The 17,205-nt window shown below is 41.2% G+C and carries 20 protein-coding genes and 1 rRNA gene; 13 read left to right on the forward strand and 8 right to left on the reverse strand.

All coding sequences use genetic code 11. The features are described from left to right. Nucleotides 1-220 precede the first annotated feature (220 nt). The gene (coaBC, locus tag FTU36_RS11525) at nucleotides 221-1,492 is read right to left on the reverse strand and encodes a bifunctional phosphopantothenoylcysteine decarboxylase/phosphopantothenate--cysteine ligase CoaBC (RefSeq protein WP_180117967.1); all 1,272 of its coding nucleotides are present in this window, start codon (nucleotides 1,490-1,492) and stop codon (nucleotides 221-223) included. A 112-nt stretch (nucleotides 1,493-1,604) separates the two neighbouring features. On the opposite strand from coaBC, the gene radC reads away from it, so the two are divergent. The 3 genes from radC to FTU36_RS11540 all read left to right on the forward strand — a co-directional run bounded on the left by radC (nucleotide 1,605) and on the right by FTU36_RS11540 (nucleotide 4,420). Next, complete coding sequence (radC, locus tag FTU36_RS11530; RefSeq protein ID WP_180117969.1) at nucleotides 1,605-2,306, forward strand: DNA repair protein RadC; 702 nt, start codon at nucleotides 1,605-1,607, stop codon at nucleotides 2,304-2,306. A 75-nt stretch (nucleotides 2,307-2,381) separates the two neighbouring features. Then, nucleotides 2,382-3,293: a bestrophin family protein gene (locus FTU36_RS11535; protein ID WP_078191309.1), complete on the forward strand. Its 912-nt coding sequence runs from the start codon at nucleotides 2,382-2,384 to the stop codon at nucleotides 3,291-3,293. Between the two features lie 77 nt (nucleotides 3,294-3,370). Further along, on the forward strand, nucleotides 3,371-4,420 hold the full coding sequence (locus tag FTU36_RS11540; protein WP_111885438.1) for a hypothetical protein: 1,050 nt from the start codon (nucleotides 3,371-3,373) through the stop codon (nucleotides 4,418-4,420). Here the strand turns inward: FTU36_RS11540 and FTU36_RS11545 are convergent. Further along, the gene (locus tag FTU36_RS11545; RefSeq protein ID WP_180117971.1) at nucleotides 4,407-5,264 is read right to left on the reverse strand and encodes a PHP domain-containing protein; all 858 of its coding nucleotides are present in this window, start codon (nucleotides 5,262-5,264) and stop codon (nucleotides 4,407-4,409) included. The genes FTU36_RS11540 and FTU36_RS11545 overlap by 14 nt on opposite strands. A gap of 44 nt (nucleotides 5,265-5,308) precedes the next feature. On the opposite strand from FTU36_RS11545, the gene FTU36_RS11550 reads away from it, so the two are divergent. From FTU36_RS11550 to mnmC, 4 genes are read left to right on the forward strand one after another with little or no spacing between them, the layout of a single operon-like run. Further along, nucleotides 5,309-5,920 (forward strand): inner membrane-spanning protein YciB, encoded by a 612-nt coding sequence (locus FTU36_RS11550; RefSeq protein ID WP_078191311.1) that lies wholly within the window; start codon nucleotides 5,309-5,311, stop codon nucleotides 5,918-5,920. A 28-nt stretch (nucleotides 5,921-5,948) separates the two neighbouring features. Beyond that, nucleotides 5,949-6,251, forward strand: a complete 303-nt coding sequence (locus tag FTU36_RS11555; RefSeq protein WP_078191312.1) for a YciI family protein — start codon at nucleotides 5,949-5,951, stop codon at nucleotides 6,249-6,251. 5 nt (nucleotides 6,252-6,256) lie between these two features. After that, nucleotides 6,257-6,772, forward strand: a complete 516-nt coding sequence (locus tag FTU36_RS11560) for a hypothetical protein (protein ID WP_180024579.1) — start codon at nucleotides 6,257-6,259, stop codon at nucleotides 6,770-6,772. A gap of 37 nt (nucleotides 6,773-6,809) precedes the next feature. Beyond that, on the forward strand, nucleotides 6,810-8,756 hold the full coding sequence (gene mnmC / locus FTU36_RS11565; protein WP_180117973.1) for an FAD-dependent 5-carboxymethylaminomethyl-2-thiouridine(34) oxidoreductase MnmC: 1,947 nt from the start codon (nucleotides 6,810-6,812) through the stop codon (nucleotides 8,754-8,756). Between the two features lie 44 nt (nucleotides 8,757-8,800). On the opposite strand, the gene FTU36_RS11570 is transcribed toward mnmC, so the two are convergent. Continuing rightward, nucleotides 8,801-9,115, reverse strand: a complete 315-nt coding sequence (locus tag FTU36_RS11570) for a rhodanese-like domain-containing protein (RefSeq protein ID WP_078194202.1) — start codon at nucleotides 9,113-9,115, stop codon at nucleotides 8,801-8,803. 92 nt (nucleotides 9,116-9,207) lie between these two features. On the opposite strand from FTU36_RS11570, the gene FTU36_RS11575 reads away from it, so the two are divergent. The 3 genes from FTU36_RS11575 to FTU36_RS11585 all read left to right on the forward strand — a co-directional run bounded on the left by FTU36_RS11575 (nucleotide 9,208) and on the right by FTU36_RS11585 (nucleotide 10,860). After that, nucleotides 9,208-9,696 carry a YajQ family cyclic di-GMP-binding protein gene (locus FTU36_RS11575; RefSeq protein WP_078194203.1) on the forward strand — a complete coding sequence of 163 codons (489 nt, stop codon included), beginning with the start codon at nucleotides 9,208-9,210 and terminating at the stop codon, nucleotides 9,694-9,696. Nucleotides 9,697-9,723: 27 nt separating this feature from the next. After that, on the forward strand, nucleotides 9,724-10,227 hold the full coding sequence (locus tag FTU36_RS11580; RefSeq protein WP_168378711.1) for a DUF4442 domain-containing protein: 504 nt from the start codon (nucleotides 9,724-9,726) through the stop codon (nucleotides 10,225-10,227). A 132-nt stretch (nucleotides 10,228-10,359) separates the two neighbouring features. Then, nucleotides 10,360-10,860: an ester cyclase gene (locus FTU36_RS11585; protein ID WP_180110002.1), complete on the forward strand. Its 501-nt coding sequence runs from the start codon at nucleotides 10,360-10,362 to the stop codon at nucleotides 10,858-10,860. Nucleotides 10,861-10,926: 66 nt separating this feature from the next. Here FTU36_RS11585 and FTU36_RS11590 read toward each other — a convergent pair whose 3' ends face one another. Genes FTU36_RS11590 through FTU36_RS11600 form a run of 3 tightly spaced genes read right to left on the reverse strand, consistent with a single transcriptional unit; the run spans nucleotide 10,927 to nucleotide 12,696 of the window. Next, nucleotides 10,927-11,346: an acyl-CoA thioesterase gene (locus FTU36_RS11590; RefSeq protein WP_078191328.1), complete on the reverse strand. Its 420-nt coding sequence runs from the start codon at nucleotides 11,344-11,346 to the stop codon at nucleotides 10,927-10,929. Nucleotides 11,347-11,367: 21 nt separating this feature from the next. Further along, nucleotides 11,368-11,799: a thioredoxin TrxC gene (gene trxC, locus FTU36_RS11595; RefSeq protein ID WP_078191319.1), complete on the reverse strand. Its 432-nt coding sequence runs from the start codon at nucleotides 11,797-11,799 to the stop codon at nucleotides 11,368-11,370. After that, on the reverse strand, nucleotides 11,800-12,696 hold the full coding sequence (locus FTU36_RS11600; protein WP_180117975.1) for an alpha/beta hydrolase: 897 nt from the start codon (nucleotides 12,694-12,696) through the stop codon (nucleotides 11,800-11,802). A gap of 124 nt (nucleotides 12,697-12,820) precedes the next feature. On the opposite strand from FTU36_RS11600, the gene FTU36_RS11605 reads away from it, so the two are divergent. Together FTU36_RS11605 and FTU36_RS11610 are read left to right on the forward strand one after the other, a co-directional pair. Then, nucleotides 12,821-13,156, forward strand: coding sequence for a TIGR01244 family sulfur transferase (locus tag FTU36_RS11605; protein ID WP_180065608.1), 336 nt, complete (start codon nucleotides 12,821-12,823; stop codon nucleotides 13,154-13,156). Next, complete coding sequence (locus FTU36_RS11610) at nucleotides 13,149-13,571, forward strand: beta-lactamase hydrolase domain-containing protein (protein ID WP_180105862.1); 423 nt, start codon at nucleotides 13,149-13,151, stop codon at nucleotides 13,569-13,571. Before FTU36_RS11605 ends, FTU36_RS11610 begins: the two co-directional genes overlap by 8 nt. A 159-nt stretch (nucleotides 13,572-13,730) precedes the next feature. On the opposite strand, the gene FTU36_RS11615 is transcribed toward FTU36_RS11610, so the two are convergent. Next, a complete protein-coding gene (locus FTU36_RS11615) occupies nucleotides 13,731-15,407 on the reverse strand; it encodes a hypothetical protein (protein ID WP_180117977.1) in 1,677 nt (558 codons plus the stop codon). 160 nt (nucleotides 15,408-15,567) lie between these two features. Between FTU36_RS11615 and FTU36_RS11620 the strand changes: the two genes are divergently transcribed. After that, nucleotides 15,568-16,941, forward strand: coding sequence for a dihydrolipoyl dehydrogenase (locus FTU36_RS11620; RefSeq protein WP_180117979.1), 1,374 nt, complete (start codon nucleotides 15,568-15,570; stop codon nucleotides 16,939-16,941). A 138-nt stretch (nucleotides 16,942-17,079) separates the two neighbouring features. Here the strand turns inward: FTU36_RS11620 and rrf are convergent. Then, nucleotides 17,080-17,194: ribosomal RNA gene (gene rrf, locus FTU36_RS11625) — 5S ribosomal RNA — on the reverse strand. Nucleotides 17,195-17,205 lie beyond the last annotated feature (11 nt).

The raw sequence follows: 17,205 nt of genomic DNA on the forward strand, positions 1-17,205 counted from the left end.
AATTGCATTTTTGCTGTTTTAAAACACTGACAGCCTTGGTCTGTTGCTGACATATTTTTGTTGAAAATGACCATTTTGGTAGTAGTTTCCTAACCTTCATATTTTCAACATGAAAACGATTCCATTGTGAATTTTCAATATAAATCCTGAAATAAAACATCGTAAAGGCGCCATAAAAAATCCCCGAATATTGCGGGGATTTTTAAGGAATCAACTGAAATTATTCATCGTCCATTTCAGGCTCATGATGTAGCGCATCATGTATGGCTTCCACCAATTGCTGTGCAATTTCTTGTTTTGACGCCTTCTCTAAATCACGCTTTTCCATTTGATATTGATCGGCGAAGAACACGGTCATGGCATTTTCATCTGAAGCAAAGCCAATGTCTTTACGTGAGACATCATTGCACGCAATCATATCGAGTTTTTTCGCCACAAGTTTGCCTGCAGCATACTCTTCGACATTGCGTGTCTCGGCGGCAAATCCCACCATAAATGGACGTTTTGACTGCTGCGCAATCGTTGCAACGATATCTGGATTTTTAATTAAAGCCACATTGAGTTCATCGCCAGCTTTTTTGATTTTATGCTCTGCAACTTCTGCCACGCGATAATCCGCAACAGCCGCTGTTGCGATAAAAATATCACAGCCTTCATCTAACATTTGCAGACTAGTCTCTAACATTTTAATTGCAGACTGCACATTAATCCGTCGTACACCATTTGGTGTATCTAAACTGACGGGTCCTGCGATCAGCGTTACTTTAGCCCCAGCTGCATAACAAGCCGCTGCCAGTGCGAAACCCATTTTACCTGTGCTGTGGTTGGAAATATAACGTACAGGATCTATCGACTCACGTGTAGGACCGGCTGTAATCGCCACATGTTTGCCTGCAAGCATGCCAAATTTTTCAGCAATGGCTCGCTGTGCTTGATGAAAATAGGCCGTTACTTGATCCGCCAAATCTTCAGGCTCAGGCATACGTCCTAAGCCCACATCTCCACACGCTTGAGAACCGGCATCGGGCATGATCACATGTACGCCATCTTCAACCAGTGTATTTAAATTACGCTGTGTCGCTTTGGCTGCCCACATTTGCTGATTCATCGCAGGGGCAACCCAGACGGGTGCTTTAGTCGCAAGATAAAGTGTCGAAAGAAGGTCATCTGCTAAACCCGCCGCAAATTTTGCCAGCATGTCGCAACTTGCAGGAGCAACCAATACCAAATCAGCCCAACGTGCCAATTCAATATGTCCCATGCCCGCTTCTGCTTCTGGATTGAGTAATTCGGTATGCACAGGGTTACCTGAAAGCGCCTGAAACGTTAGCGGGGTCACAAAGGCTTGCGCACCTTGAGTCATCACCACGCGCACATCAAATCCAGCATCTTTTAACCGACGGACAAGAATGGCACTTTTATAGGCTGCGATACCACCAGTGACACCTAAAAGAATATTTTTTGTGGGCATTACACTTAAATCAAAGCTCACGAACAGGCTACCTATCTGTTGCAGTGGCGCTCACAATAGCATTAAATATGCACTGACCCAACAATCTGCTGTGAAAAAGCCGATTGACTGATAATAAAAAAGTCTAAGAATAATGAATAATTCAATTAAAAATTGGCCTGAACAAGAGCGCCCACGTGAGCGGCTGATTCAACAAGGCGCACAAAGTTTATCCGATGCTGAGCTACTGGCTATTTTCCTACGCTCTGGTTCCCAGCAGCACTCTGCTGTCGAACTCGCACGACTCCTGATCCAACATTTTGGTCAGTTGCAAGCGCTAATGAATGCGTCACTTGAGGATTTGCGCCAGTTTCATGGCATCGGAAACAGTAAATATGCGCAGCTCATGGCGGTAAAAGAACTCGGTAAACGCTATGTGAGTCAACATTTTCAAAATGAAGCCTTAGAATTGCAACATTCTGAACAATTACAAAATTTTCTTCGCTTTGAATTTTTAGCGGAACGTCAAGAAGTCTTTGGCGTGCTCTGTCTAGATGCGCATTTAAGAAAAATAAACTTTAAAAAACTTTTTTATGGCAGCCTCAATACCTGTGAAATTTCCATCAATCAACTGCTGCGTTATGTCATTTCTGAACATGCCAGCAGTATTGTCATTGCACATAATCATCCTTTCGGTCGTGCAGAACCTTCTGCTGCCGATCTTGAATTGACTCGACTCATTCAGCAGGCTTGTCAGCTGGTGGAAATTCGACTGATCGATCATTGCATTATCTCAACAGAAGGGAGTTTTTCCTTTGCTGAACATGGCTTGCTCCAAGCACACTCATCTGCATGAAACAGTTATTGACAAGTGCTTGAGCAAACCCGAAGATCATCATAATTTTTTAAAACTAGAAATTATCATTCGAACATGATCGTCCGTGACCAACCGAGTATTTTTAAACTGCTATTTTCTTGGCGAGGAACGATTTTACCTAAGGTTTTACCGCCGCTCGGGATCGTTATGTTGCTGTCTGCCATTGTGGGCGGCTTATCCTATGTCGATATCTTCCATTTTACCGAATTTCCTTTGGTCGGCTTTACCCTGATCGGTGTTGTGCTGTCGATTTTCTTGGGCTTTAAAAACTCAGCCTGCTATGACCGTTGGTGGGAAGCTCGGCGTTTATGGGGCATTTTGATTGCCAACGCGCGACATTTTGACCGTGACTGCCGTTTACTCAGTCAAGGCCGTCGTGAACGTGTGATTCAACATGTGATCGTCTTTGCCAACGTTTTACGTGACCGACTCCGCCATCAAACCGCCAATCCCACTGAACTGGTTGAAACCAGCGGCATGAGTGCGAATGCCATCACCCAGTTATACCAACAGGCCAATGCACCGCAGTACACGTTGAGTTTGATTCAATGGGAGCTAATGCAAGCGCTCAAAGATGGTGAGATTTCAGATATTATTTATACCCAGATGAATCAGCATGTGATGGAACTCAGCACCGTACAAACCGGCTGTGACCGTATTGCCACCACGCCATTACCGTTTGCGTATTCAGTCTTGCTGAATCGAACCGTTTATTTTTTCTGTTTTGTCTTACCCTTTAGCTTGGGTTCTACTTTAGGCCTTGCGACCCCCCTTTTGGTCGGGATTTTGGCCTATACCTTTTTAGGCTTAGATGCGCTGAGTTCTGAGATTGAAGAGCCCTTTGGTACACAAAGTAATGACCTTCCATTGGACTCGATGGTGCGTACTATTGAAATTGAACTTCTTGGAACTTTAGGAAAACCCACCCCACCACCGATTCAAGCTAAAGATCATAATTTATTATAATTGGTATGCGTTTCGCCTGAATGCACGGATCGCATTCAGATCCATGATCCATACAACACCCATAATAAGGAAAAATCATGAAAATAAAAAAACGGATTTTCACTTATAAGCCACAACCGATTCTGCATCCTTGCAAAGCGCTTGCTGTGATTTTCATGTTCGTTGTGTTGCTGTTTAGCATCGCATTACTCCTAGCATGGCAAGGCATATTATTCACATCATGGCAAAGCAATTGGCAATTCTTATTCCTGATGAGTGCTCTATTTGTCATCAGTATATTTCGTGACAAATCGCAAAGAATCAAATTTCCATTTTGGATTCAACAGCATTTGATTGATCCCAAATTGGCTTTGGATTTAAAAGAACACGCCTTACGCAGTTCAGATGCTGTGATTGTGGATTATCGAGAGGTCCGTGAACATTGGTGGCAAGGCAAACAGCAACAATTGCTCTTAAAGCTCAATGAACTTGAAGAGGCGAAATGGTTTAGCGTCGATCTCCATCAAGTCTTTGCGAGTACTTTGTTTTTAAACATTCATGTGCAATTGAATTCTGCCCTCATTGGGCAACAGATTTGGGTGCATTATTTGGCACGTACGCGCACCATCGTGCAGTTATATGCGCATGATCAGCTTGATGATTTTCATCAAATGAAAAACTACTTTGCCATGCCCTATACGGGGAATATCTATTTTGAGCAGATTCCAACACGGCTTACGTTGGATTTACCTTATTTATCGGAAATTCATGCCGTTCGTGAAGAAGATCAACCCGGTTATCTCCTCAAACTGAAAACCAGTTATGGGCAGAGCTATCGTATCAGTTCACAGGCACGGCATTTTGATAAACTCGAATTGGCACTCTCAAGCGCCATTGATTTTATTCCTTATCGCAATTTTAAACATCAACCTACCATGCAATCTGCCTTGCTGACCAAGAGGCATCCTCAACGCGTGACAAGTCTACTGTTGTGCATAATCGCCATCAGTGTTTTTATCATCGCGTTTTTGTTCAAGGCATGGTTCTGGGCATGCGTTGCCGTGGGCTGCCTCTATCTGCTTTACCGTAACATTCAGCATTATCGAACTTCACCGTTTATCGAAGATCCTGATGTCAATGTGACTTAAAACTGTCCCAGATTCCAACTTGCCCTTCTTTCACTCGAGGGATGTTGCCGAGTTTAATCCATGGCATATTGTCACCATGAAAATCACTCCCAACAGAAACTTTTAAGTTAAAGGCAGCAATCATACGATCCACCATTTGACGAGTCGATAATGGCTCAATTGCCGGTGGTAATTCCACTGCATCACCGCCCGCTTCAGCAAAGATTTCAATCAAATAACGAATATTGGTCGCAGATAAATCATAACGCGTTGGATGCGCCAACACTGCAAAGCCACCACTGGCATGAATCAGCTCAATGGTTTCAGCAAGACTCGGACCTTCAAATTTTACAAAAGCTTTTTTACCTTCTTTAATATATTTATCAAAAGCTTGTTGTGGACGTGAAACTACCCCCTTTTCCACCAAAGTTTTGGCAATATGCGTACGTGTAACCCGATCTGGTATATGGTCAACCTTGGCAATCACATCGCTATAAATATCTTGACCAATTAACGGTATCAGTAAGTCACAAATCTGCCGAGCACGTTCCGCTCGAATACGCTTTTGATCCATCAATAAGGCTTGTAAGGGCGCAGGATTTTGCATATTTAAAGCGACGATATGCACACCATAACTTTTTTTGGTCGCAGGTCTCGACCACTGGCTAGAAATCTCCACACCAGAGATTAATTGCAGCTTTAATTCATGCGCAACCTGCTCTGCAGCCAACAAACCGTCCATCGTATCGTGATCAGTCAAAGCCAGCGTATGAATTCCAATAGCACTTGCAGCCTGCACCAGAGCCTCTGGTGACAAAGTACCATCAGAAATATTACTGTGTGTATGTAAATCTACGCCTTGCATCTCTATACTATGTCATTTATTTGATCAGATTTAGATACTCTAACATGAAAGCACTTTTAGACTTTGTGCCACTCATTATTTTCTTTTATTTATATAAAACTGTAGATCCAAAAGATACGCAGCACCCATTATTACAATTGATTGGTTCTGCTGGGGGTGTCGATAACAATAACATTCTTGTGGCAACATCAGGTCTCATCATTTCCATGCTTGTGGTTTATGGTGCATTGTTTGTCATGCAAAAATTCCGTCTAGATAAACAACAATGGATTGTGTTGTTCATGACCGTGATATTTGGTGGTATTACCCTGATGCTAAGCGATGATTTTTATATTCGTTTAAAAGCCGTTTTACTGAACTTAGTTTTCGCAGGGGCGTTTTTACTTTCTCCACTATTTAGTAAAGATAAGAAACCACTCATCGAACGTTTATTTGGTCCAGTCTTAAATTTAACCGCTGTCGGTTGGAAACGATTGAACTATGCATGGGCTGCAATGTTCGTGGTGATGTCATGTTTACACACCTTTTTCGCTTATTTGTTTGCAGACGGAAAATATTGGGGTGAATTCACTGCTTTTGGTGACATGATCGTGATGTTTTCCTTTATCATTATTCAGTTTATTGTATTACGTAAATACTTTAAGACCTCAGAATAATCCATTCGGTCAAAAATCAGGAAAAGTCATGCCATTATTCGTCGTAAGCTGTACAGATAATGAAGGTACAGTGGAAAAGCGCCTTGCGGTTCGTCCTCAACATCTTGAACGTCTACAAAAACTTGATGATGAAGGTCGTCTGATTGTTGCAGGTGCGATGCCTAAAGATCCGGCTAACCCGCAAGCTGGTTTTTATGGCAGTACGATCATTGTCGATTTTGATAGTCGTGAAGCCCTAGACCAATGGTTGGCAGATGAACCTTTCCTCAAAGAAGGGGTTTATGGCCAAATTGATGTCAAACCATTTAACAAAGCATTTCCTAAAGGATAAGGTTCATGCGCGTCGTTGTTTCTAGTTTACTGGGCTTATCTTTAATTTGTTCAACTGCATGGGCTGAAGAATCGGCTCCTGCACCTGCTGTAGCCCCTGCTGCTCAAGCAACGACTGCAACACCTCCTCCAAATCCTGTGCCGCATACCATTCCTGCCAATAAACCGGGCATCATTAAAGTGGCGGCAACCGTCAATCCCAATGGTCAACCTCAAGATGCAAATCCATTGACCATTGAGCAATTGGCAAAAAATAAAGCGCTGCAAGATGCCAAAGTCAAAGCGATGGTCAAAGACCAATCTGTACGCTTACAACAGTTAGAAAAAGCTAACCTTGAAGCCTTGGCGCAAAACCAAGAATTACAACTTAAAAATGATAGCTTGGGCGTACAAGTACAAGTGCTACAAAGTGAACGTAGCGCGCAGATGTTTTTATACGGCGGGACCACACTTGGTGTTGGCGTGATTTTAGGTTTCTTATTGGCCAGTTACGTCTATACCAAACGTCGTCGTCAATGGTAATTCGTTTTTCTACTTCAATTTAAAGGTTGCTTGAGTTTTGTCAGGTGCAATTCAGACTGCCGATCTCGATTGGCAAATGATCGATGGCATTGATATTCCAGTGTCTAAACAGTTTGGTGATGTGTATTTTTCGAAGGATAACGGCCTACTCGAAACACGTCATGTGTTTTTAAAAGGGAATGACCTCGACACTCGCCTTGCGGCACTGACTGATTTTGAATATTTCAGTGTCGGCGAAACAGGTTTTGGTACAGGCTTAAATATTTTGGCCTTGTGGCAATTATGGCAACAGGTTCGTCCAGATAATCACAGTCATCTGCATGCCATTTCTGTAGAAAAATTCCCTTTATCTAAAGCAGACCTCATTCGTGCATTAAATGCATGGCCTGAATTACAACCTTTGGCACAGCAACTGATTGCGCAATATCCTGAACCCATTGCGGGATGTCATCGACTCAATTTTCCAGAAGAACGTTTTTCAATTGATCTTTGGTTAGGCGATGCACATGACGTTTTTCCCGTCATGGCAAAAACTGCTACGGTCAATGCATGGTTCTTGGACGGTTTTGCACCCGCCTGTAATCCTGACATGTGGGAAGAAAACGTACTCAAAAATATCGTGCGTCTATCAGACATTGGGACGACCTTCTCCTCATTTAGTGTGGCAGGTGTACTGAAACGCGGCTTACGTGAGCATGGTATTACCATTACACGACCACGTGGCTTTGCTCATAAGCGTGAAATGCTCAAAGCCTTTTGGCTCGCACCTGAAAAGTTAGATGATCAATCCAATGCTGCTGACATACCCACTTTAGACGAAAAAAAAAATCCTGAAATCACTGTAGGTCATAAGCCCCGTCAAATCGCGATTATTGGCGCTGGCATAGCTGGTTTGAGCTGTGCTTGGGCATTTGCTCAACGCGGGCATCAAGTGCGTATCTACGAGAAATCAGCACCACTCAACGGTGGGTCGGGTAATCCTCTTGCCCTACTCAACCCTAAACTCTGTCCAATTGAACAAAGTGCTGAACATTTGATGACCTTGAGCTGGTTATATGCACTCAAGCATTATCAAAACTTCAAGGCATTTCGTCCCTTACAGATTCACCAATCTATTTTAAAAAATAAAGCAGAACACCTAGATTTAGCTCAAGCTTATCCTTCAGAGGTATTAGCTGCTGAAGAAGGCACGCTAAATCAATTAGCCTCAACATATCCAACCCTGCTCCTCAAACAAGCAGGCGCAGTCAGTCCACATCAGCTTCGTGACCAAATCTTGGCACATCCACACATTGAATTGTTACAAGCAGATATTCAACGCATTGAGCAACAACAAAATGGCGTTGCGCTATTTACACAGGATCAGCAGCTTCCATCTGCCGAGCATGTCATTCTCTGTGCGGCACGTGACAGTATGCAGCTACAAACAGATTATCCAGAGCTGCGTGCCATTCGTGGACAAGTCAGTTGGTTGAACAACCCCGCTCAACAAATGGATATGCATACCGCCTATAGTTATGGGGGCTATTGTATGCAACTGGATGCCGAACAGATGATTATGGGCGCGTCATTTTATCCCGGCCGTGATGACACCGACGTTCTCACAGAAGATCATGTGCATAACTATGAACTTATCCACAGTGTATTCCCCGACTTTGCCAAAACCTTAGCACCGATTGAGCAATGGCAAGGACGTGCCGCAATTCGCGCACAGACAAAAGACTTTTTCCCGGTAATTGGTGCAGTCCATGAAGATCAGCACATTTATAGCTGTAGTGGACTCGGTTCTAAAGGTTTCCTGTATGCCCCGCTCTGTAGTGAAATCATTGCCGCGTTGGTCTTAAAAGAAGCCTGCCCTATTCCAACACAACTACTCGATAAAATTCATGCAGGACGCTTTATACGACGCGCTAAAGTGAAACAAAAAACCAAGAAGCCTTATTTTCAAGGTCAAGTACCCTCAGCACCACCTCAAGAAAAATAACCTGCAATAAAAAAGCGCCTTTCGGCGCTTTTTTTGATTCGATCTCATTTCCCTTGTTCCAAAGGAAGACCGGCATCACGAGCAGCACGCGTGCCGCCCATTAAGATTACATATTCACGTGAGCTGTCAAAACCCTCTAGTAACTCTGCTGCACGTGGAGCTTTACTTCCACCACCACATAAAATGTAAATGGGTTGATCCGTTGACACCTGAGTCAGTGCATCTGATGACAATGCGTTGATCGGTCGGTTAACCGCACCTTTCACATGTGCTTCAGCATAAGCACTTGCATCGCGAACATCCCAGATAATCGAGTCTTCTGGGAACTCAAATGTTGTAATTTCTTGTTTACGGATCATTGCACACTCCTTTTGATGTAAACAACACTTGGCAAATGAAGAAAACATCCCTAGCATCTCAGATATTCTTTCCCTTTGTAAAGGTCTAATCTATGCCTTCTTTTGATATTGTTTCGGAATTAGAAGTTTTTGAAGTAAATCATGCAGTTCAAAACACGCAAAAAGAAATTGCGACGCGTTTTGACTTCCGTGGTCAAGACGTTTCAATTGAGTTAAATGAGAAAAATAAGGAAATCAAAATCTCAACAGAAAGCGATTTCCAATGTGAGCAAGTGTATACCATGCTCGAAAATCATTTCTTCAAACGTAAAGTTGACATTCAAGCACTCGATCCACAAAAAATGACCGCTTCTGGTAAAAACGTCATTCAAGTGATCAAACTAAAAGACGGTCTTGACTCTGATACTGCAAAAAAAATCAATAAAGCCATTAAAGAAAGCGGCATTAAAGTGCAATCTTCTATTCAAGGCGACAAAATTCGTGTGACTGACAAGAAGCGTGACACTTTGCAACAAGTGATGGCGTTCTTAAAAGAGCAACAGTTTGGTGTGCCGCTTCAATTTAACAACTTTAAAGATTAAGGCAGTACAACTGCCATTGAGGTCAATATGGCACGTCCAAATCGTCTAAATAAACTGGTCAAAGCAAGCTCTAAATTACCCAAAGGTATTCAAAGTCGTTTGCTCAGTCGAGCTTTTGGTCGTGTCGTACCCATGGTTGGAACAGCTAAAATCCAGTATAAACATGTCAGCCCTGAGCGTGTTGAGGTGAGCATCGCCAATCATAAGGCGATGCAAAACCATATCGGGCAAGTACATGCCTGTGCCATGGCGCTGATCGCAGAAACAGCCACAGGTTTTGTCACAGCAATGAACGTCCCTGATAGCGCCATTGTCCTGATTAAAAGCTTCAAAGTTGATTTTAAGCGTCCAACCCAAGGTGGGATGACAGCCATCGCAACGCTTACACCCGAACAGCAACGACAAATGCAAAGTACAGAAAAAGGTGAAACCTTAGTACAGGTCTTAGTCACCGATGAATCTGGTGAAGCACCGATTCAATGTGAAATGCTTTGGGCGTGGGTGGCAAAATCCGCTCTGAAAAATAAATAAATGTAAATAAAACTTACTTTTAGGTAAGTATAAGTTTTACCAAATTTCAGCAAAATCAAGACTGTTTTTTACTATTTATACGCCGTAATTCCGCTCAATATGCTTGCACGACACAAATATATTGAGCACTTTATGAAAAAAATCATTCCCCTCTCACTCATCAGCCTGGCGGTGTTTTTAACTGCATGTCAAAGTACTATTCCTGCAACGCCAACAACTCCAAATCAAACGGCTGAAAGCAATATTCAAACCAGCCAAGCAGCGGAAAATAAGAAAATCGTTATTGATTTTTATGAAGGTGTCTTTCTTAAACATCAGGTTAACACATATGCTGACCGATATATTGGCAATCAATATATTCAACATAATCCGCATGTTCCTGATGGCAAAGCGCCTTTTGTTGATTATTTTACCGAGTATTTTAAACAAAATCCTGATGCAAAAAACCAGATCAAACGTGCCGCTGCCGAAGGTGATTTGGTCTATTTACATGTGCACTCTACGCAGAATAATCAAGACCGTGGAGAAGCCATTATTGATATCTTCCGTGTTGAAAATGGCAAGATCGTCGAACATTGGGATGTGCAACAAAGCATTCCTGAAACCAGTGCCAACTCAAACACGATGTTCTAATTTCTCAGTCACTATTCATAAAAAAGCCACTCGATTGAGCGGCTTTTTTTTTGCGTCTAACTTTAATTAAGCTTGATCTGCAGCAAATTTAGCTTTTGCATCCGCAGGAATTTGACGCTTAGCACCTTTCACATCCACAGCGACAAATGTAAACACACCTTCGGTTACGCGAATTGGATCACGTGAACTGTCGTGACTATCCCAAACTTCAATCTGCATTTGGATAGAGGTATTACCCACTTTTAAAATTTTGGTATATACACTGATGACATCCCCGACTTTCACTGGAACGAGGAAGGTCATTTGGTTAATTGAAATCGTTGCACAGCGTCCTTGACTGAAACGCTCTGCGTGAATTGCACCGGCCAAGTCCATTTGTGACACGATCCAACCACCGAAAACATCACCACTCCAGTTGGTGTCTGCAGGCATCGCGATGGTTTGTAGGGAAAGCGTTCCTTCAGGTTTTACATGAGTTTCTGACACTTTAGCTCCTGGCGCTGACATTTATTGAGGTAAATTTAACTGCTGGTTGAGCCATTGTTGCAACTCACCAGCACGCATTGCACCGCTTATTCTAGCAATTTCGTTGGTTTTATTCATCAAAACCAGTGTAGGAATACTACGAACATTAAATGCACCGCTCAATCGAGGGTTTGCTTCGGTATCAATTTTGGCAAAAACCACCTTCGGATTTGATTTTGCAACTTGTGCAAAGTGTGGCGCCATCATCTTACATGGTCCACACCACTCAGCCCATAAATCGATCAGCACAGGTAAATCACTATTGCTAATAAAATTTGCAAAGTTCTTTTCATTCAACTCGATGGGCGCCAATGGAATCAATGCTTGGTGACATTGACCACATGCAGGTCCAACTTCGAGTTTTTCTTCAGGTACACGGTTTTTTGCACCACATTCAGGACACACAACGATCATTTAGCTGACTCCAACATGTTGATGTAAAAATTCTAATTGGGTTGCCATGGCTTTTTCAAACCATTGCCCATGATAAATATCAAAATGTTGCATTTCCCACTCATAATATTGCACATACGGTGCAATATTGGTCGCAGTTTCTCGGCTTGATTCGATGGGAATCAAACTATCTTCTTTGGCTGCAATAAAAAGTACTGGTATGCTAATTTTACGGACATCCAATATTGGGCGATAACGGATTAACTTAAAAAAGGCCCGAGCCGGAATTTCGCCACTCCAATAAAAATCAGGATTTACAATCGATAAATAGCCCGCATAACTATCTTCAGACTGTAAAAAACACAATCGATGTGGATCGACTACAGGCAAAGTCGTTGGACTCATCCCAACTTTTGAGCCCATATAGTCCTGACTTGATAATTTTAATGCTTTGGGTAATTGCTGTAAGGGATATAATTTTGCACTTTCAGCGCCGTCGACAAATGGGACTTGTACCATCACCGCTTTAATATTTTTAAGCTCTGCCGCCAAACTGAGTACATAACCACCACTCAGCGATGTTCCCCATAATACAATGCGTCTCGAATCAATCGATTTACGCTGCTGTAAATGATCAATCATGGTCCGCCAATCTTCAAGTTGAGCTTTAAGATTCAACAACTCTCTCGGACGCCCTGTACTGCCACCCCAATAGCGATAATCAAACAACACGACAGCATAACCCGCTTGTACAAAGCGCTTGGCATATTGCACTAATTTAAATTGGCGTAATGCAGCCAAACCATGCGCCATGAGAATGACTGCAGGTTTTTCAACAGATTTTGGACGATAAAAGTCAGCAGCTATAACATCTTGTCCGCTTTTGACATACAGTGGTTCGACTGTATAGGCGTGCATACGCGCTCCATTGCGTTATTTTATGGTTGTAATCGCTTATAAAAATTTAAGAACATTCTGCTCAAGTTTGTGCTTAATGCTATCATAAAGCATAAATCTATGAATTAAATTATGGAGTGACTCAATGAGCGAAAATGTTGGTTTTGCAGGTCAAATCGGCCCAGAACATGTAGCGCAAGTGGTTGAAAAAGGCTTTAAATCGATTATCAATAACCGCCCTGACATGGAAGGTGGTCCTGAGCAACCAACCAGTGCTCTAATTGAAGAAGCAGCTCGTAGCGCTGGTTTAGACTATGTTCATCAACCTGTTGTTGCAGGTCAAATTTCTGAGCTAGATGTCCGTAACTTTGCTAATCATTTTAATGAATTGCCAAAGCCAGTTCTAATGTTCTGCCGTACAGGTAACCGTTCAAACAACCTGTATCAACTAGCAAAACAGATGGATCTTTTGGATGACTAAACCCATCCTCAAATATGTATTTTGCTGTATTCTGATCTGTAGCAGTATCCCGCTGAGTCACGCTCAAAACGATGTTCAGACTTTAAATACCAAAGTCAGTGTTGCAGGTCAGATGAATGCTGCCAAATTTTCACAGTTGATGCGGCAAGGTTTTAAATCTGTGATTGTGAACCGCCCTGATCAAGAGATGGGTAATGCAGTCAAGGTGAGTGAATTACGCAATATCGCGGAAAAATCCCAGATCAGTGTGATTTATCAACCTGTCAACAGCGGTAAAATTTCTCAAACAGACATTCTTGAATTCGCTAAATATTATAATGAGCTTCCAAAACCCATTCTGATGATTTGCCGTAGTGGCGCTCGTTCTAGTGCGTTATTTCATCAGGCAAAATCTCAAGGTTTGTTGCATGAATAAAGTTTTATTGGTGGTGATGTGTGTCTTGCTTCTGAGTGCTTGTAGTTCTATGCAAGTACGCCCGACGGTGGGTGTGAGTGTGGGGACTTCTCTTTAATTTTTAAATTGAAATCCCCCATAAAAAACAGCGCCGAAGCGCTGTTTTTTTCAGTTTCAAGATTAAAGTATATGTGACCAAGGCTTGAAAGTAGGACAAGGTGATACTAAATTATTTTGGTTATAAGGGCTCATATCAAATGGTTCCCCTTCTTTAGAATCAAAATCTGTCTTTAAGATACCTAATGGATAATCATATGACATATTATAAGAAACATTCGTATCTTTAGGTTTTACATTAAAGCGTACAACCTGCCAACCTGCATATGATTTAAAATATGTGATATTAAACTTAAACTCGCCATCTGCATTAGTTGTTGCTGTATAGTTATTACCAATATTCGTTAATTTATCACCACTTAGCTTAGTGGCAATTGAATTATCATCTTTTTGAGCAGAACATGAATATTGAACCCTTGACGGTAACTTATAAGCATCTAATCTTGCTTTCTTCTGTGTTAATTCGCTAAGTTCCGTGTTTGCAATTTGGATACGACCAGGTAAAAGGTCTAATTCATTTTGCTCAGTTAATGTAAAATTCTCAGCATCGTTTAGTTTCTTGTATTCGAGAGCTGACTTTCTAGAGTTTAAACCGCTAATTTCTGTATTTTTAGTAGAAATATTTGTTGTTAATTGTGCCTTATCTGCTGCTAGCTCAGCTTCAAACTCTTCAGCCAAAGCAAAGTGACCAGATTCTTTTTTAACAACTTGCATATTAATCGTAAATGCAGTGTCCTTAATTGGATTACCATCTGAATCTACGACTCGTACAGACATCTGTTCTTGATAATCTAATTGCCCAATAGCAGCAAGCTTATTCGTTCGACCAAAGGTAATATTAGGTTTGACTTGGCTACCTTCTGAATCAGTTACAGTAATTGGGTATGCTTGAGTAAACACTACATCATTTACATCCGTTACTGTTGCTTCAACTGTTATATGATTGTCAAGTAAAAAATTACGTTGCTGGTCCGTCAAATTAGAAGGAATTGCGATTTCAAACTGTGCGATACCCAAATTATTTGTTGTAACTTTGTCATTAGTTAAAATTACAAAGTTGTTTTTAGCGTCTAGAACTTTTAAATTTACTTCCTGGTTCGGTATTACTGCACCATTCAAATTAATAACTTGAGCTTCAATAATGACATTATCACCTTTTACATTAGCTATTTTTTTATTCGAATTAAGGCGTAAATTATATTGAGGTAAAGCTTCCTCAGTATCATTATTTGCTAATTTAAGATTAATACTATGTATTAACTGATTTTTATCAGCAGTGGTATAAATTGCAGATATATTTACGCCATTAGAAATAAGGTCATTAATAACTGTATTACTTAAAGGCTTTTTCAAACTCAAATTATAAGTAGCATATCCATTGGCATCAGTGCTTTTTACAGCTATCTCTTTATTTGTTAAACCATTATTTCTAGCAGCTTGATCTAAGAATAAAGTAACTTCTTTTCCTGATATGCCTCCACCGTTATTATCTGTAAGACGGACAGTTACTTCAAAATCACCACCATTTGGATTTAACGTAGACTCTGCTGAAGAAATTTCTATGATAGGTTGTTCTTCAACTATTTCCTCATCTGGTTCGATTACAGGTTTTTCAGGATCATCAGTTCCAGGTTTTGGACCCGTATTATAATAACCATCACTGCCACCGCCGCCACAACCAGCCAATAAAACTGCTAAAGCCACAGCCGAAAATTTCAAACTAATTTCTTTCTTTTTCATTGAGTTATTCCCCAAATCCCTCTAAAACTATGAGTTAATCAAACATATAATTAATATTGTCAGATATGTAACCATAGTTACTGCTTTATGTAAATAAAAGCATGATAAATGTTTTGCTTGTGTTAGCCTAAATTTATTTATTACATGCAGTAGCTCACAAATGTACGACCTCATTATTATTGGTGCAGGCACCGCAGGCATTAGCGCCTATAAAGAAGCGATTAAATACACCCAAAACCTACTCATCATCAATCACGGTCCATGGGACACCACCTGTGCCCGTGTTGGTTGTATGCCTAGCAAAGTCCTCATCTCTAGTGCCAATCGCATGCACGACATTCAACATGCACAAGAAGTTGCACTCACGGTAGATGCAAAAATTGATACATCCCAAATCATGACGCACGTACGTCAATTACGTGATCGTTTTACCCGTGCCACACAAAAAGATGTAGATCGTTGGGAAGCATCCCATAAGATTTCAGGCTTTGCGACTTTCATAGATGCCCATACAATTCAAGTGAATGGACAGCAATATCAGGCAAAAGCTTTTATTGTTGCAGTCGGTTCTACTCCTGCTTATGACCAAGCCTGGAAAGAAAACTTAGGCGAACGCTTAATCACATCAGATCAAATTTTTGAATTAGAACAACTCCCTAAATCAGTCGCAGTTATTGGAAGTGGCGTCATCGCTTTGGAATTAGCTCAGGCTTTAACACGGCTTAATGTAAACACCACTGTTTTTGCACGTAGTCGAAAAATTGGCTCACTGAGTAGCCCTATATTGCAAAAGCTCGCACAGGAAGAGTTAAGTAAAGAATTAAAGCTAAAGTTTGAAATTTTACCTGAACATTACTCTCTTGAAGGCGATCTAGTTCATTTAACCTATACTGAAGAAAACGTACAAAAGTCGCTACAAGTTAACTATGTTTTAGCTGCAACTGGCAGACGTACATTATTAAATACCTTAGGTTTAGAACGTATAAGTGCAGAATTTAAAGATATTAAAAATTTACCGATCAATCCGCATACAAAGCAACTAGCTGATTATCCTATTTTTATTGTCGGTGATGCACATACCAATACCCCTATCCAACACGAAGCAGCTCATGAAGGTAAATTTACAGTACAAAACTGTTTAAACTTTCCACAAATTAAATCCATCAAGACGCTAACCCCTTTAGGCATCTTATTTTCTACACCACAAATGGCAACTATTGGTCAAAGCTATAAGCAACTACAAGATAAAAACACAGAATTCGTCATTGGTTTCGTTTCTTACGAAAAACAAGGTCGTGCGATTGTTGCTGCTAAAAATAAAGGGGCTGCCGAAGTATATGTGGATACAATTAACCATACACTATTAGGAGCTGAGCTATTCTGTGCAGAAGCTGAACATTTAGCACATTTACTAGCTTGGATGATTTCAGAAGAACTAAGCATACATGAAATTTTGGATAAACCTTTCTATCATCCAACTTTAGAAGAAGGGTTAAGAACAGCATTAAAGCATGCACGACGTCAGTTAAGATAATTTTATCGTTCTATGTAAACTTATAGCGTTGGATATCCAACGCTTAATTTCCGTATCCCCCTCTATCTTTTTCCTTTCCCCTTTCCCTCACGCATAAAAAAACACCCCCTGACGTATCAGGGGGTGTTTCGAATAAAGAGCTGGCGATGACTTACTCTCACATGGGTAACCCCACACTACCATCAGCGCTAAGAGGTTTCACTTCTGAGTTCGGGAAGGGATCAGGTGGTTCACTCTTGCTATTGTCGCCAGCACAACTGTTAT

This window comes from Acinetobacter sp. YH12096 (assembly GCF_013419215.1).
Lineage (GTDB): Bacteria > Pseudomonadota > Gammaproteobacteria > Pseudomonadales > Moraxellaceae > Acinetobacter > Acinetobacter amyesii.